Origin of the sequence: Staphylococcus debuckii (assembly GCF_003718735.1) — a bacterium.
GTDB lineage: Bacteria > Bacillota > Bacilli > Staphylococcales > Staphylococcaceae > Staphylococcus > Staphylococcus debuckii.
The window spans coordinates 374,218-389,636 of the sequence record NZ_CP033460.1; the positions used below are offsets into that span (position 1 = coordinate 374,218).

Here is a 15,419-nt window from a genome sequence, read left to right on the forward strand (position 1 = left end):
CAAGTAATTATTTATATAATCCGAAACTTGCTAACCAAGCAACGAATACCCTAGGTACACCATTTAAAAATCTTGAATAGAGAACGGAAGGTACACCTACTTCAATTGTTTTTGTTTCTGCTTCTGCCAATCCTAAACCAACAGGAATAAAGTCGGCCGCATTCTGTGTATTGATTGCAAATAAAGCAGGTAAAGCTAAGTTAGGCGGGATATTTCCTTTTCCGATTTCAACGCCGATTAGTGTTCCTAGTACTTGCCCGATTACTCCGCCAGGCCCTAGTAATGGGCTTAAGAAAGGCAAGGAACAAATAAAGCCGATTGCCATTAATCCCCAAATATTTCCTGCTAATGGTGACATTACTTTAGCGAACAAATCTCCTATACCGGATCCTTGAATAATTCCAATTAATAGTGCTACAAATCCCATGAATGGAATAACAGTAAAGAGCATAGTTTCTACTGCATCTCTAGCAGCTTGGTAAAATGTATTAATAACCTTACCTGCTGCTAAACCGATTTTTGTTAATATACTTTTATTTTCTTGTTCAGCACGTGTTTCCATGATTTTTTTATCTTTAGAGTATTTAGGTGTGCTTTCATTTTCTTTTTTATCTGACTCTTTCGTAGCAACAATTGCATCATCGTTCTCTGTAGATTCTTCAGAAACTGGAGAAACTTGTTCAACCCCTACGTTAGAAACATAAATATCTTCAGTAATATATTGTCTTAAAGGACCACTTTTTCCTGTTGCCATAATATTGATTGTTGGAATTCCTTTTTTAGGATAAATACCACATCTTAACGTTCCACCGCAATCAATAATTACTGCCATGATTTCTTCTTCAGGAACAGAGGTTTCGAAGCCGTTGACAGTTTCTGCACCTGTAATATCAGCAATTTTGTCTACAATTTCAGGACGATGGCCACCAGTGATATAAACAAGTTTATTTTTTTCGCCGGATACTCCAATAGTTAATGGTCCTCCAAAACCACCAGAACCTTTTACAATTTTAACTTTTTCATTCATAGTAGCTCACCTTATCCTTCCATTTTAACTTCAGTACTCAATTTTACGTTTTGTTGTTTTTCTACATAGCTTGTTGTAAAGTCTGTAATCCAACCGCCAATGAAGTTCATAACTAAACCAACAAGTAAGTAACGAACAGCTAAATCTGCTGTTGGTAACCCTAACTTTTCAATACCATGAGCGATTCCTAAGAAAATAAATAATTCGGCCGGGTTGATATGTGGGAAAATACCATTACTTGTATGTGCGAATTGCGCAGCAGAAGCAAAATAGCTTGGTTTGTATTTTTCAGGCATGAATCTTCCTAATGAGTGAACCATTGGATTAGCTAACATAAATGATCCTAAAAATGGTAAAACTAAATATCTCATTAGTGGGTTTCTAGATGACTTTGTAGCAATAGCATTAATACGTTCTTCACCAATTAATTGGATTAACGTATTCATAGCAATTAATAACATTAACACTAAAGGCACAATAGAACCCATCCAGTCAATAAATGTGTCTGCTCCTGTTTGGAATAATTTGATAAAACCTTCAGCGAATTTAACGATGTAATCCATTTTTTAATCCCCTTTCGTTTTTGAATAAACGATTTACTTTATTTACTACCTTCATAATAGGAGAAGGTATTTTTTCGATTGTGCCACCATTTTGAATAACATTGAATGTGTGTTGGGCATCTAATATAGCTTTAATTAGTAATTTATTGTAATTAGTTAAATCTGTATCTTTAAGCTTTTTAATTTTTTTGCCCTCTAGGCCTTTAAGTTTTTTAATTTTAGAAAAAACAGTAACCCCTTGCATATAGCGTGCATCTTCTATTTCGTTTTTATTATTGAGTTGCAATAAAACAAGTGTTCCAGCTTTGAAGATAGAGGGACGTCTTCCGATTGCTACTCTGCCTTTAGAACGTAATTCTGTATAATGCTTGGTAAAATGTTTGATCTGTAAAAATCCTAAGCCGTATTGAATTACAAAACCAACAGCAGCTAAAATAATTAACATAATAATAAACATGGTTAATCCCTCATTTCTTCGTTTAATAAATATACAAAATCCTCAAAATCAGTATGACTTGTGATTTTCTTTGTTAAATACGTATTCTTTGTAATACTTAATACTTCTTCGTAGATTCTGATTAATAAAGCTTCATTATTTATAGTTTTTGGAGTAGCAATTAATATAACAATTTTTAATTCAGGATAATTTTTGACTGGTTTATCCAATAAAGCTACTTTGATTTGAATTCCTCCCATTGAATGGGTAGCGTGAGGAAAACCAACAGCTTTATTTACTGTAGATTTTAATTTCTCACGCTCAATAATTGTTTCGCCGAATTTACTATTCACGCGCTTTTCATTAATCATTTCTGAAGCTAAAAACTGAATAACTGAATAATAGTTGTCGATGTCTGATAAATGATAAAAGTCACGTTCATTAATAAAATCTAAAATTACGCTTCTATTAAAGACTTCTTTATTGTTAATATTTTTATAAATCAAAAATTGTTCAATACGTAATTTGAATTGTTTTTCATTAAAGACATTATCAATATATAAAATTTTATTGAATAAGCGATTTAGTGGTTGAGTAGTAATAATAAAATCGTATTCGGATTCTACGATACTCAAATCAACTTTCTCAATAACTTCAATGGATATATCTTTTCCAAATATTTTATATAAATAACTAGAAAGTAATTTGATAGTACTTAATCCGCCATCTGTATAAATCCCTATATTTTTCATATCTGAAAATCGTTGTTCTAATTGTTCTAGATAAACACTGAAGTAGATTGTTAAGAATCCTAGTTCAGGTTTTGAAATAGATAAACCTGTATATTCAGTGATGTTATCACCTAAAATTTTTGAAAGTTCAAAGGCAAATGGAAATTGATTATCCATTTCAGCAGAAACATTATTTTCTAACTTAATATTAAAGATCAATCTATTAATAAGGTGTTTGATGTGAAGTTTAATATCTTTGTTAAATAAATCTTTATCTATCTGAATATCGAAATACTTTTTAACATCTTTTATGGTCTTATTGATTATTTGCATAATGAGTTTTTCATCTGATTCATTAATTATTTCTTCCATTAGTGATGCTCTTCTTCCTAAAAGTTGAGCAGCTATAAGTAGGAGTTCATAATTTGAATTACTATTTACATAATATTGGGATATATACGTATTTAGAAAACTCAGAACATTAAATTCATTGGATTTAAAAATAGTAGTATCAGTTTTTTTAAAGCTATCTTTTTCAATAAATTTATGATTATTTAGTCTAAGTAATGTAACTTTTATTGCATTTAATAGATTGAAAAAAGTTTGGTAGTCTAGGTTCATATTGTTTCTGAGAGTCTCTAACTCTTCGTGTAAAAGTTGAGGTAATTCTTCCTCTTTGAGAATTCCCGGTAACTTTTCTATTGTAAACTTTCTAATATAAATTTCTTTTCCTTTTAGGGAAATGCCAACATTGGGTTTTCCTATGATTTGTAAATTGTAGTCTTTTATTTTTTCTTTAAGTTCTTTTATTAATGTATTAAGTGCAGTTCTGCTTAAATATAGTTTTTCACTCAAGTCATCAATAAGAGAGATATCGTTTGTGATTAACTCATAGAACAATTTTCCTAAACGGTTTGTCAAAATACTTTCAGTATCATTATTTAAAAAGTTATTATTATTTAATTCGCTCCAAAATTTTTGATCATCCATAATAGTTAGAACTAAAAGAGAATCTCTTTTTCTAATAGAAAAAACACCCTCGAATTCTCGATTGATTTGTTTAATATAATTTGTAATTGTTTTTTCTGATATCTCTAATTCAATGGCAACTTTATCCATTGGTAAATTCGATTTTAATAAAAGTTTAATCAATTTAAGGTGTTTTGAACTTAGCGGCATATTATACCCCCTCTATTTATTGGGGATTAACCTCTTGATTTACCGCCTGAAATATTAATAGTAGTTCCAGTGATATAACTTGATTTGTTTGAGCTTAAATAGCAAACTAAATCAGCAATGTCGGTTAATTTTCCTACTCTTCTTAAAGGAATAGACTTAGAATAATCCCCGTTTAATTTTTCTACTGTGGTATTTCTGCTATAGGCTAAAGCATTTTCGTATTCTGGAGTTCTTAAACCTGTTTCTTCAATTATTCCTGGGGCAATAGCTACTACGTTGATATTGAATTTTCCTAATTCTTTTGCCCAGCTTCTTGTTAAGCCAATGAGTGCAGCTTTTGTTCCAGAGTATAGACTTTGTCCTTCTGAACCTTCTTGTCCTGCCTCACTTGAAACATTGATAATAGTGCCTGAGTTGTTTTCAATGAAATGTTCAGCAACTGATTGGCTAAACCAAATTGGCCCTTTTAAATTTACAGCAAACATTAAATCTAAATCTTTTTCGTTTATTTCGTATTCAGGTTTTTCTTTTTTAGAATCAGTTAGTAATCGTGGTAAATTGATACCTGCATTATTCACTAGAACATCGATTTTGTTCTCGTTTTGAATGACTTTTTTTACAGTTTTTGAAACATTTTCTTTGTTGGTTACATCTGTTTGGATAAAATGATAGTTATTATGAGACAAATCACTACCATTAATATCTGCGTTATAAACTACGGCTCCGTTATCTAGCAGCTCTTTTACAATGACGTTTCCAATTCCTGAACTTCCGCCTGTTACTATAATTACTTTATCTTCAATTTCTAACCAATTTGACATATGACTGACCTCCAATTAATTTCTTTAATTACATCTTAAAATAAAGCGCTTTCATAATTAATTCACCTTTATGTGAGGATTGAAGAAATTGAGTGCATTAATTAATAGTGTTTAAAGAGAGGTCTTATTTTCTTTATCAGCAAATTTAATTTTAACATGCATATTGCAACGTAATATTAGTAATTTTTGAAAGTAGAAAGAATAATGATTTGTAATTTGTATAATATATAAGAAAAAGGAACGTATTTCTTTTAAAGAGTTAATTATATATGCAAAAGGCACTGATATTATTAATACATTTTAAGTATAATCAAATTATAAAATTTGAAACTAAATAAAAAGAAGAAGGTGCAACATGAAAGAACAAGCAAGTTTTGCTCAGTGTTTTGGGTTATTTTGGAAAAATTATTTTAATTTTAAAGGGTGTACAACAAGAAGAGAGTATTGGTATACCATAGCTTGGTTAGCCATTTTAACGATACCAGTTATGTTAGTAGGTTTATTTGGTTTTATTACTTTTTCGACAGGGATATCGCTGATATTTGGTGGAGTTTTATTTATTCCTATGTTAACATTGCTCATTAGAAGATTTCACGATAATGGAAAGTCTATGCTGCTACCGATACTATTTATAGTGATGTCAATGACAATACCCTATTTACCTGATTTAACATTTAATCAATTTGGAACAGATAATGTTAGTTTTTTATCATTTTTCTTATTGATTTGTCATGTTTCTTTTATCCCTGTCACTATGGGCTTAGGAATATACATCTTTGTAATTACTTTATTTCCAAGTAAGATTGAAAAAAATAAATATCGCAAAAATATAATGATTAATAAACCCTTAGAAGAAAAATCTAAAGTTACTCCATTTTCAAAAACACTTGAATAGTTTAGTGGAAAAATAATAAAGAACCGTCTCATAACAAAATGAGATGGTTCTTCTATTTATACAATACAATCATTTCTCTTTCGGCCACTCCAAAATATCCAATCGTATTTTTTCTCCAATGAGTTCAATATTATTATCTCTTGTCAGATACGGTAATATTTTTTCATTCAAATCAGATTTAACGGTACTTCCATCCGAGTAGTAAGCGGGGAAGTAGCAACTTATAATAATCATATCGTTCTCTACGAGTAGCTTAGTTTTGGCTTCGAGAGAGCCTTTGAAGAGAGAGATTTCCGCTTCTATCTCACTCAATTTTTCCACTGAATAGTTTCCTTTAAATTCCTCAACATAGTCAGCCACCACTTTATCGCATACGCGTTTCGCACTTTGCCAATCGCTATCCACGGTCAAATGATAATTGACTTCGTGCCAATTAATCTGAGTCAAGTTTGCATAATTGATCAGTGACTTTTCCAGCAATACATGGTTCGGAATATTAATGACTTTCCCAGTAGGCGACTCGGTTGATAGCCCGGCTGCACGTTCAGCTAATTTAAAATGCAGTGGCGAGATTTTAATCACATCCCCAATATGCCCATCTATTTCTACTCGGTCATACAAGCGAAAGAGCCGCTTATTTAATAGAAGCACCCATGCCACAAGTTCTACAGCTAACTTCTTTACCGAAAAAACTACGAGTGCCGCAAATAGCAAGACAATTACCATTAATGAATTCATCGCATTAATCCAAGTAGCGGATAGCAAGATAATCGCAATGACGATGATACTGTTCTTAATAGATTTACGTAAAAACCGATAAATCTTAAGGTCAGAGGCATACTTCTTTAAAAAACGTTGGATAATGAGATGTATCCAAATGGAAATTAAAATAATTAAGACGGTGAAAATAACTTTATGAGAAAGATTCGACGGATCATTGACGCTGCTTTCGATATTTTTAAATAACGAGTGGATGAAATGCTTAATTTGTTCGTCCATACTGATATGCTCCTTTCTGCAGATGTTGGGATAGAAACATGCAATTTACAATTAAACGAAGTATATCAGATGGTGAAATATTATACAAAATAATCCTCTTGGTGTATAAGCTAAGAAATTAATGAAAAAACACTCCCTCAAATGAATCGAGGAAGTGCTTTTTTTCATTAATAAATGATTCTATTGATTTTTAAGTCCTTGATGTCGAAAATTTTAGGATTATGTTTAACACCGTAGTAGTATAAATTCTTCGCAATACTTTGCGCGAGTCGATTATCATAATGTTTTCCTTTATATACGATTTCAAATTTGTCGAGTCCAAGCATTCTGTCCATCTCCTTAATCATATTAGGTTTATTTTATGCACGAGAAAGATGTGAGAAACGTTTCATTTTAGAATTCGACCATCTTAAGAACGCATTAAGTCTATACAATATTTGTTGTTATACATATTGTCTCACTAATAGTTTTAATTAGTGTTATGTGAGTTTATGAATAATGTTAAGTTGGTCACTAAAATTCGATTTATGGTTATTAATGATTTTATATCATCCCGTGGACATTATTTGACCAGGCAGAATGTTAAGTTGGAATGAGTATCTTGCAGTTTGCAAATAGAGGGGAAATTCATGAAAGATTATAAAGAAGAGTACGTTAAGGATAAAAACGAAATTATAAGCGCCATTAAGGTTTTATTGGAATATGTGGAACAAAATAAATCAGAATTAAAATCGCTAGAAAATATCTCTGAAGTTGAAAAAATCAAAGAAAACTTTTCGAGAAAAGAATTTGAAATTGTGGTAACAGGAGAAAGCGGCGTTGGGAAATATACATTCATCAACAAGCTTGTGAATCAAAATATCTTACCAAAAAAGTCGACACAAGTAATAACTTACATCAAACATTCTAATTTTACACATGGGATTGAAGGTACAAAACTTCATCTGAAAAATGGAGAAATAACTACAATCAATAATGAAAAATTAAATAGATTGAGTGAAAAAGATTTAAGCGAAGTTGAATACTTGGAAATCTTTCTAGACTCAAAATTTTTGAAAGACGGTGTCGTTGTTGTAGATACACCTAGTATTACAGCACTCAGTGAAAATCAAAAAGAAATTGTTGATACAAAAATCAAGGAAGCAACTGCTCATGTTTCTTTAAGTAGTGCAGAACAAGTTGAACACAAAGCAGAAGCGGAATTTGTTCAAAATCAAGACCAAACCCTATTTATAGTAAATAAAATAGATCTTATTCGCCCGGAAGAAGAGGAAGAAACTATTGATGCTATTATAATGGATTTGTCACTTAAAACTACTGAAAATCTATTTTTTATGGGCTTGCAAAATGATGACCATCCTTTGATAGCAGTTAAGCAGCAATTAGATCAGATATTATTTGGGTGCGATAAGTTGCAAACAGAAATAGCTGAAGCTTATAAGTTAATCACTTGTCATTATGCTTTGTTGATGAAAGAAAATCTTTTGAAAACAGAAGTGGAATTAGAAAATGAGGCATTTCTTAAGAAGATAGATGATAATATGGATACGTTGTTTAAAAAGATGAGAAATAATTAAAAAAGAACAGAATAATACAACAAGAAAAGCAAGCCGTCCCAAGGCTTGCTTTGTTTATGACATATTATTTGATGATTGGTAATGATAATGGAACAACGTAGTCTTCGCCTTTATTAACAGCAATGATAGCCAAAATAGTATAGACAAGACTTACAATACAAATAGCAATTAAAGGAATAATACCAATAATAATAAGCGTTAGAATATATGAAACTACGCCATAAATTGCATAACTAATAGCATAGTTAAAGTAGTTCTTTCCTTGTTGATTAATAAAAGGAGACTCATCTTTCTTCATCAACCAAATAATTAAAGGACCAATGAAACTTGTGAAAAAACTTAACACCCATAATATCATTGCCATTGTGCGATCATCTTTTGGTACATTTTGAAATCTTTGGGGATTTTCAGAACCGTTTTGGAAATCCATTTTTCTCATCCTTTCTTTTTATAAATTGTAATTAGCAATAGTAAGTTTAATACTCTACAAAATGCTCAAAACAATTTTCTCATATATTTATTGTATATGTATAGATAGTCAATTTTTGTCTATATTATGTAGTTTATTTGTATTTACGTAAACTTAAAAATAATTTCAATAAATAGAATGTTATAATTTGATGAAAGATAGATATTGGTGGTGTTGGAAATGACAAAATCTACACAATTACTCGAACTTTATTTGCGCTTTTTAAATGGAGAGCATTTATCTAAAGCCACAATTAGTAAATACTTTGATAATAAATCAAGCAGAACCATTCAACGCTATATCTCAGGCCTTAATACGTTTATTAGTGGTTATGAGGCGACTGAACATTTAAGAATAGAATATGATCGCCAAATTAATGCTTTTAAAATGATCAACATTGGCAATCAAAATATAGATCAAAAACAAGTGCTAGCGATTATTAAGATGCTGATGGCCACAAGGGGCCTTACTAAAGAAGAAATAGATAATACAGTGGCGCATTTAACTGAACGTTTGAAGCCAGAAGACCGTAAAGTTATTGAACAAGCAATTCTTTCTGAAATGACACACTATCATCCAATGATTCATGAGGAACCGCTATTAGATAAGATATGGGATATCAACCTCATGATTCAAAACGGAAAGTCGCTTTCGTTCGATTATTCAAATGCGATGAACAAGGTGAGGCATCATGTCATTAAACCGATGTACATTACTTTTTCAGAGCTTTACTTTTACGTAGTGGGCGTGAATGAGGAAGAAAAGGTCATTATTTACCGCTTGGACCGAATTCTAGAATATGAGAGTACGAAAAGCCAAATTGCTGAGCCCGTTTCTCCATATTTTAGAGAAGGGGAATTGAAGCAGCGTATTTACTTTATGTATGGAGGAGAATGGCAATGTGTGAGATTCGAGTTTAACAACGGAATTATTGAATCAGTGATGGACCGTTTTCCAACTGCAAAATTACTGAAAAAAGACTACGAAAATAATCGCTTTGAAGTAGAAATTGAAGTAATTGGTAATGGAATTGTGATGTGGCTGCTTTCTCAAGGTAGTAAAGTGAAAGTATTATCTCCACAATCAGTAAAAGAATTATATTTAGACGAGTTACAAAAGATGATAGATCAATATTGAGATAGACAAAATTCGTCCGGGGACATGTGTATGATACAAGTAATCCAAGGTGAGAGGATGATATGCATGTTCAAGTTAACCGACGAACAAAAGAGAAAATTAATCGACATGATATTTGTAATAGAATATGACGAGAGTGAAGATGAACAAGAAGTCTATCGCGAAATAGAAGATGATTTACGAGAAATATTCAATAAAATCAAGCGGCTTTTTTGGGTTTAGAATGTAGTAAGAATAGCTTCTGCAGGATGGGAGCTATTCTGTTTATACCTTCTTTAAAGCGTGGCAACGTTCAAAAAATAATTTTTAAAATTATTGAGATAGACAAATAATGACTATCTTAAATTTAGTAAGATATATAGTAAAATTAGAATGATAAGTAAGCGTTTTATTTAAAAGAATGTACCTCTAAATAGATAGAAAGTAGGAGTAAGAAATGGATTATATTAAAAAAATTAAAGAAGAATTATATGACATAAAAAACCAAGCGAAAAAAGCCGACGTTACAAAACTGCATATTGCCCCTAATATAGCAGAAAAAGTGTTGGAAAATGCAGAAAAAGTTACGAAAAAATCTATATCAAAAGAATATCTATTAGGTATAATTGACACTTCTCTTACTGGAAGAGGTAAAGAAGGAATCTATTTTAGCGGAGAAAAAATAGTAATAAAAGAAATGTTAACAGAACCGGTTACTATATATTTTTCAGAAATTGAAGAAGTTGTTATAGAAAACAGAATAAAAAGAGATAAAGAACTGCCTTATAATATTATTAAATTTAAAAACGGTAATAAATATGAATTTTCAGATATTTCATACGACTATGTAGATGCTCGTTTGTTTGCTAAATTAGTAAATGAAATTATAGATGAAAATACTGAAAATAATTTTTCGGAAAAAAACCAAATAACTCCTCTTGAAGATTTGAATGATAAGGAAAAATTTGCTTACATTAAAATACTTTGTAATTATGCATTTTTTGATGACGAAATTATTGATTCCAAAGAATATGCCGAAATAATTAACTTTGTTGTCAGAGTTAAACTTGATAAAAGTTTTAGAATCCCTTTAAGAATGTATATGATGAACGAAGAAAAGATGCAAAGTACGGATGAATTAATAAGTTATCTTGAAGAGTCATGTTATGAAGAGGAATTCGAATTACTTATAAAATCATTGGTTAAAGATATCATTTCAATATTTATGTTAAAAGAAAATATATATTGGAAAGAAGATAAATTTTTAACAAAAATAATTAATCAATATAGCATAACAGATGATCAAGTAGAATTTTTTATTATATCTTACAAACAAACTCAGGATATTTTAACTAATAAGCTAGATGATAAAGAGATAGCAAAAAAATATAAAGATTTAAATACAAATGCAAGCTTAGTAGGTATTCCCCTTGCTGCTTTATTCCTTACAGGAACAGGAGGGGTCAGTGCAACAGGAATAACTTCAGGTTTTTCATTGCTTGGTATGGGGAGTCTGTTAGGTATTTCCTCTCTTTTCGGTGGTATTGGAACCATAGCAGTTGTTGGAATAGCATCATATAAAGGGTTTCAAACTATTATGGGAGCTAAAAATAAACAAAAAAACAATAAACATAGAGAACTAATGCTAAAAGAAATTGTAAAAAATAAGCAATTACAATTACAGTATTTAATAGAAGATAATAATAGCTTAATTGAACAGTTAGCTAATTCCATTTTACAAAACAAAATAAGTGATGCAAAAGTTAAAAAATTAGCTAGAATAGCGAAAAAAGTAGGCAAAAGTCAAAAAAGGGTCGCAAATGATGTGGTGAATTTAGGAGAAGAAAGTGCATTAATGAATGTCCCCGACGAAAATAGAACAATAGAAAAAATTCATTAATTTATGAGAAATTAGATGTTGATTTGTTGATGTAGAAAGTAAAAATTTAGAAAGAAGAAAATCTTATGATTAAAAAAAATAGAGTTGATGATGAAGAATTAGAACTTTTAGCACATTTGAATAATATTCAAGCTGATCAACAAGACAAGCTTAGTTTAAGAATGAAAGAATTAGAGATAGAACTTAAGAAGTTAAATGAAGAATCGCTTAATACCTCAGATGAATTAGATGAATTAATTGAAATATTCGAGGACATGGAAAATAATCCAGATGATTATGAAATTAATTTCACTGAGGAAGACATAGAAGAAGCGATGACTTTAAACTCAAAGGAACTAGAAGAGATAAGTTCGAGCATACCCCAATTTGAGCAACTTGATTATGTTGGATTTGATGATGATTGGGATGTATTTTTATTAAACAATAAAAATTACGCTAATGAATACTGGATAGACTTGCATGCTGATCCTTTTAAAGAGTTATTAACGGAAGAAGAATTAAAAGAAATAGAAGATATCATTAATAATCAATATGGCTTGAAAGATTTGAAATTAGATAAGTATGATTATATGTTTGCTTCTCTTTCTGGAATTTTATGTGGGTTAATCGATGTATTCTTTATAGGCGAACCTTTAAAAGCGAAAAAAAGAAGATTCCGTGAAATAAAAGGTAAAAATACAAATAATCTTCAAGACTCTGCTTTAAATCAAAAAGTTCAGCAAGGATTTGATGGCATAGTAAAAAAGTTTGCTGACTTTATATATGAATATGATAAAAAACATGGCAATTTGGTAAAAAATAAAACTAAAAAATTTGATTCTATAAGCGGTGCCATAGGTTATTTAGAAGAGAGATTTAGCGTGAATTATGATGCGAGATATGCTAAAGACTTGGGGTTATCTAGTGATGATATAAAACTAAACCCTCTAAATCACCATCTTAAATCATTGGCTCATCAGCCCGATATAATAGGTTTATTTTTCTCTTTATTAGATCAATTCATGGATACAACTACTGTAATAGACAACGGTAAAATAAAAATCATTAAAAATCCAAATGGAAAATTTGAACTAAAAGGTAAAGATTTTAAAGCTAAAATTGTATGTGGCTTTCTAAATTGGTTGGGACATTTATTTTCTGACGTGGCAGGTTCGAGTGGCACTAGGGGCCATGCTGATAAAATCGGAGCAGGTATACCGGCACCTTTTTTCGCTTTAACTCAACTTATGACAGCGAATGTGAAAGATAAAAATGGGGTTCCAGTAACTTTCGCTAAAATAGCTGAAACAGTATTTAAAGACGGCTACGATTTAAGATTTGCTACTACTTTAGCAATACCCGTCGCATTAAACGAAATATTTATTAGAATATTTTGGTCTATCAAAGAAATTTTCTATCACAAGAGATCAGTCAAAGATGTTTTGAAAATTAATAGAAGTAGAGAAATAGACAGATTACTACTCGTTGGTCACGGTTCTCTATGTATGGTTGATGGTATAGATGCTTTTGCTCGTTCAGGTGGAGGCCAAAATTTGGTTGTTATGTTCTCTAGAATGAATATAGTTGGATGGGCTAGATTTGGTTTGGCTGCTTTTAAAGAAACACTTAACGTTTATCAGTATCATGCTAATTTAAGAAAGTTAGAAAAAGATTTAGAAAAAGAGTGGAATGAATTACTAAACAATAGTAGAAGAATTATGTAATTATGTGTTATATCCATACATCGTCTCCCTCGCGGACTCGATGTTTTTTCTTTCCCGCTTCTCCACCTCAAATTGCACCATCTCCGTATCTATGTTTAAATTAAGAGAACGCTTCCACAATCCAACATTATATCCAAACACTTAAACCTCACCACACAATTCGCTATCAACCATTGCACCATCTACATCTAGACTTTCTCACAAGCATTACCCAACTCACCCAGATCTTTTTTCACGTAAGTGTCTTAGCATGAAGCCAATAAATTAAAGATAGGATGATGTTTTCTGTTATGAAGAGTAAAAGGGAGAAGCATAGAAATATTGTTTATTATACTTCGGTCGCGATTATTTTGTTTGTGACGTTGATTGCGGGTATTTTTCCAAAGTTATTTGGACGATATGCGCAGCGTACATATGATGTGATTGCGGGTTCGTTTGGTTGGTTGTTCTTGGTGATTATCTTTGCGTTGGATGTGTTCTTGATTGCGTTGGCGGTTTCGCGTTATGGCCGCTTCAAGCTCGGCGCTGACAATGAGGCACCGGAATTCTCGTTTGTTTCGTGGGTCGGTATGTTGTTCTCTGCTGGCCTGGGTGTCGGCATTGTCTTCTGGGGTGTCGCAGAGCCGCTCACGCATTATTTGCATTCGCCGTTCCCAGGCAAAGTGCCGGATCACTCTGCGGAATCTGCACGTGTGGCTATGGGATACACGTTCTTCCATTGGGGGATTTCGCAATGGTCAATCTTTGCGATGTCTGGCTTGACGGTAGCTTACTTCCAATTTCGTAAGCAACGTAACGGTTTGATTTCGACTGCAATGGAGCCGGTATTCGGAGAGGCTTACAAACGACCGCTGCGTAATCTCATCGACATCTTGGCTATTATCGCCACAGTCATGGGTATCGCAACTTCCATCGGTCTCGGTATTATGCAAATCGGAGGTGGCTTGCACCACGTCTTCAACTTGCCGAATACCAACGTTACCAAAGTGGCTATAACGATCATCATGGTATGTATCTTCCTCGGTTCTGCGCTCACAGGTCTGAATCGCGGTGTGAAATGGCTGAGTAATATCAACGTCGGTCTCGGGGCAGTCTTACTTATCTTTATTCTGATATTCGGCGACTTGAAATTCGTCCTAGAATCCTACACACTCGCTATCGGTGATTATCTGCGTCATTTCGTCGAATACAGTCTGCGTGTGAATCCTTATACCGGTAATAACAGTTGGATTCAGAAGTGGACCGTCTTCTACTGGGCTTGGGTCATTGCTTGGTCGCCATTTATCGGCGGATTTGTGGCCCGCGTTTCTCGTGGCCGTACTATCCGTGAATTCGTTATCGGAGTGCTGATTATTCCACCGCTCATTTCATTTACGTGGATTGCCGGCTTTGGAGGCACAGCATTGAAAGTGGCGCTGACTCAAAATACTGGCATCGAGAAAATTGTCGATAAGGATTATTCTGTTGCACTGTTCGAGTTGCTGCAACAATTTCCAATTTCAGATATCACCAGCATCCTGGCCATTGCGCTCATCTTTATTTTCATCGTAACCAGTGCTGACTCTACCATACACATCGTAGCCAGTATGGCCACAGGCGGCGTCGATAATCCAAAAGTGCGCCACAAAGTCATTTGGGGACTGTTGATTGGTGCGATTTCCGTAACCATGACCATTGCGGGAGGTCTTACCAGCCTGCAAACCGCTTCGCTCGTAACCGGTCTGCCATTCTCCATTATTCTAGTGCTCATGATCTTCTCCATCATGCGCGCCCTGCGTCGAGAACCCACCGAGCACTTCCAAATGCGCTATATTGAAGATGAAACCGACTATTCCATCCCTTTGGAAAAAAGAGAACGGGAGAGCAAGGAAAAGTAGAAGAGGTCAGGGAGCGGATCAGAAAGAGTATTGATTGAAATTATTTCGTCATGCCGCTCCTCTTTTTAAAATTTGACAAATCTAAGTATTATCAAAAATTGCATGCAAAAGACACGTATAAATTAA

General features: G+C 32.6%; 15 protein-coding genes. 7 read left to right on the forward strand and 8 right to left on the reverse strand.

Going from position 1 to position 15,419, the window contains the following annotated elements:
* Nucleotides 1-7 precede the first annotated feature (7 nt).
* The 5 genes from srlE to CNQ82_RS01765 are packed head-to-tail and all read right to left on the reverse strand — an operon-like array spanning nucleotide 8 to nucleotide 4,757.
* On the reverse strand, nucleotides 8-1,027 hold the full coding sequence (srlE, locus tag CNQ82_RS01745; protein WP_123143809.1) for a PTS glucitol/sorbitol transporter subunit IIB: 1,020 nt from the start codon (nucleotides 1,025-1,027) through the stop codon (nucleotides 8-10).
* Between the two features lie 11 nt (nucleotides 1,028-1,038).
* Nucleotides 1,039-1,590: a PTS glucitol/sorbitol transporter subunit IIC gene (srlA, locus tag CNQ82_RS01750; protein WP_123143810.1), complete on the reverse strand. Its 552-nt coding sequence runs from the start codon at nucleotides 1,588-1,590 to the stop codon at nucleotides 1,039-1,041.
* The gene (locus tag CNQ82_RS01755; RefSeq protein ID WP_123143811.1) at nucleotides 1,574-2,047 is read right to left on the reverse strand and encodes a transcriptional regulator GutM; all 474 of its coding nucleotides are present in this window, start codon (nucleotides 2,045-2,047) and stop codon (nucleotides 1,574-1,576) included. The genes srlA and CNQ82_RS01755 overlap by 17 nt, the downstream gene beginning before the upstream one ends.
* A 2-nt stretch (nucleotides 2,048-2,049) precedes the next feature.
* Complete coding sequence (locus CNQ82_RS01760; RefSeq protein WP_123143812.1) at nucleotides 2,050-3,936, reverse strand: BglG family transcription antiterminator; 1,887 nt, start codon at nucleotides 3,934-3,936, stop codon at nucleotides 2,050-2,052.
* A 26-nt stretch (nucleotides 3,937-3,962) separates the two neighbouring features.
* On the reverse strand, nucleotides 3,963-4,757 hold the full coding sequence (locus tag CNQ82_RS01765) for an SDR family oxidoreductase (RefSeq protein WP_123143813.1): 795 nt from the start codon (nucleotides 4,755-4,757) through the stop codon (nucleotides 3,963-3,965).
* A 355-nt stretch (nucleotides 4,758-5,112) separates the two neighbouring features.
* Here CNQ82_RS01765 and CNQ82_RS01770 point away from each other — a divergent pair, with 355 nt between their 5' ends.
* Nucleotides 5,113-5,652: a DUF805 domain-containing protein gene (locus tag CNQ82_RS01770; RefSeq protein ID WP_123143814.1), complete on the forward strand. Its 540-nt coding sequence runs from the start codon at nucleotides 5,113-5,115 to the stop codon at nucleotides 5,650-5,652.
* Nucleotides 5,653-5,721: 69 nt separating this feature from the next.
* Here the strand turns inward: CNQ82_RS01770 and CNQ82_RS01775 are convergent, their stop codons facing one another.
* Both CNQ82_RS01775 and CNQ82_RS13095 read right to left on the reverse strand, forming a co-directional pair.
* A complete protein-coding gene (locus tag CNQ82_RS01775) occupies nucleotides 5,722-6,651 on the reverse strand; it encodes a mechanosensitive ion channel family protein (protein ID WP_123143815.1) in 930 nt (309 codons plus the stop codon).
* A 167-nt stretch (nucleotides 6,652-6,818) separates the two neighbouring features.
* Nucleotides 6,819-6,977 carry a hypothetical protein gene (locus CNQ82_RS13095; protein WP_157738559.1) on the reverse strand — a complete coding sequence of 53 codons (159 nt, stop codon included), beginning with the start codon at nucleotides 6,975-6,977 and terminating at the stop codon, nucleotides 6,819-6,821.
* 303 nt (nucleotides 6,978-7,280) lie between these two features.
* On the opposite strand from CNQ82_RS13095, the gene CNQ82_RS01780 reads away from it, so the two are divergent.
* Entirely contained in the window at nucleotides 7,281-8,228 is a 948-nt protein-coding gene (locus tag CNQ82_RS01780) for a dynamin family protein (protein WP_123143816.1), read from the forward strand.
* Nucleotides 8,229-8,292: 64 nt separating this feature from the next.
* Here the strand turns inward: CNQ82_RS01780 and CNQ82_RS01785 are convergent, their stop codons facing one another.
* Complete coding sequence (locus tag CNQ82_RS01785; RefSeq protein WP_123143817.1) at nucleotides 8,293-8,658, reverse strand: DUF4870 domain-containing protein; 366 nt, start codon at nucleotides 8,656-8,658, stop codon at nucleotides 8,293-8,295.
* Nucleotides 8,659-8,877: 219 nt separating this feature from the next.
* Between CNQ82_RS01785 and CNQ82_RS01790 the strand changes: the two genes are divergently transcribed.
* From CNQ82_RS01790 to CNQ82_RS01810, 5 genes are all read left to right on the forward strand, one after another.
* Nucleotides 8,878-9,834 carry a helix-turn-helix transcriptional regulator gene (locus tag CNQ82_RS01790; protein ID WP_123143818.1) on the forward strand — a complete coding sequence of 319 codons (957 nt, stop codon included), beginning with the start codon at nucleotides 8,878-8,880 and terminating at the stop codon, nucleotides 9,832-9,834.
* Between the two features lie 66 nt (nucleotides 9,835-9,900).
* Nucleotides 9,901-10,056, forward strand: a complete 156-nt coding sequence (locus tag CNQ82_RS01795; protein WP_164711926.1) for a hypothetical protein — start codon at nucleotides 9,901-9,903, stop codon at nucleotides 10,054-10,056.
* Between the two features lie 214 nt (nucleotides 10,057-10,270).
* A complete protein-coding gene (locus CNQ82_RS01800) occupies nucleotides 10,271-11,713 on the forward strand; it encodes a hypothetical protein (RefSeq protein WP_123143820.1) in 1,443 nt (480 codons plus the stop codon).
* Between the two features lie 65 nt (nucleotides 11,714-11,778).
* The gene (locus CNQ82_RS01805) at nucleotides 11,779-13,416 is read left to right on the forward strand and encodes a hypothetical protein (protein WP_123143821.1); all 1,638 of its coding nucleotides are present in this window, start codon (nucleotides 11,779-11,781) and stop codon (nucleotides 13,414-13,416) included.
* Between the two features lie 290 nt (nucleotides 13,417-13,706).
* Complete coding sequence (locus CNQ82_RS01810) at nucleotides 13,707-15,293, forward strand: BCCT family transporter (RefSeq protein WP_123143822.1); 1,587 nt, start codon at nucleotides 13,707-13,709, stop codon at nucleotides 15,291-15,293.
* The last annotated feature ends 126 nt before the right edge of the window (nucleotides 15,294-15,419 follow it).

Bases quoted from the DNA above. Each gene is read 5' to 3' on its own strand.
- CNQ82_RS01765 (WP_123143813.1), bottom strand. From the start codon at position 4,757: ATGTCAAATTGGTTAGAAATTGAAGATAAAGTAATTATAGTAACAGGC.
- CNQ82_RS01775 (WP_123143815.1), bottom strand. From the start codon at position 6,651: ATGGACGAACAAATTAAGCATTTCATCCACTCGTTATTTAAAAATATC.
- srlA (WP_123143810.1), bottom strand. From the start codon at position 1,590: ATGGATTACATCGTTAAATTCGCTGAAGGTTTTATCAAATTATTCCAA.
- CNQ82_RS01760 (WP_123143812.1), bottom strand. From the start codon at position 3,936: ATGCCGCTAAGTTCAAAACACCTTAAATTGATTAAACTTTTATTAAAA.
- CNQ82_RS01795 (WP_164711926.1), top strand. From the start codon at position 9,901: ATGTTCAAGTTAACCGACGAACAAAAGAGAAAATTAATCGACATGATA.
- CNQ82_RS01785 (WP_123143817.1), bottom strand. From the start codon at position 8,658: ATGGATTTCCAAAACGGTTCTGAAAATCCCCAAAGATTTCAAAATGTA.
- CNQ82_RS01790 (WP_123143818.1), top strand. From the start codon at position 8,878: ATGACAAAATCTACACAATTACTCGAACTTTATTTGCGCTTTTTAAAT.
- CNQ82_RS01805 (WP_123143821.1), top strand. From the start codon at position 11,779: ATGATTAAAAAAAATAGAGTTGATGATGAAGAATTAGAACTTTTAGCA.
- CNQ82_RS01780 (WP_123143816.1), top strand. From the start codon at position 7,281: ATGAAAGATTATAAAGAAGAGTACGTTAAGGATAAAAACGAAATTATA.
- CNQ82_RS01800 (WP_123143820.1), top strand. From the start codon at position 10,271: ATGGATTATATTAAAAAAATTAAAGAAGAATTATATGACATAAAAAAC.
- CNQ82_RS01770 (WP_123143814.1), top strand. From the start codon at position 5,113: ATGAAAGAACAAGCAAGTTTTGCTCAGTGTTTTGGGTTATTTTGGAAA.
- CNQ82_RS13095 (WP_157738559.1), bottom strand. From the start codon at position 6,977: ATGCTTGGACTCGACAAATTTGAAATCGTATATAAAGGAAAACATTAT.
- srlE (WP_123143809.1), bottom strand. From the start codon at position 1,027: ATGAATGAAAAAGTTAAAATTGTAAAAGGTTCTGGTGGTTTTGGAGGA.
- CNQ82_RS01755 (WP_123143811.1), bottom strand. From the start codon at position 2,047: ATGTTTATTATTATGTTAATTATTTTAGCTGCTGTTGGTTTTGTAATT.
- CNQ82_RS01810 (WP_123143822.1), top strand. From the start codon at position 13,707: ATGAAGAGTAAAAGGGAGAAGCATAGAAATATTGTTTATTATACTTCG.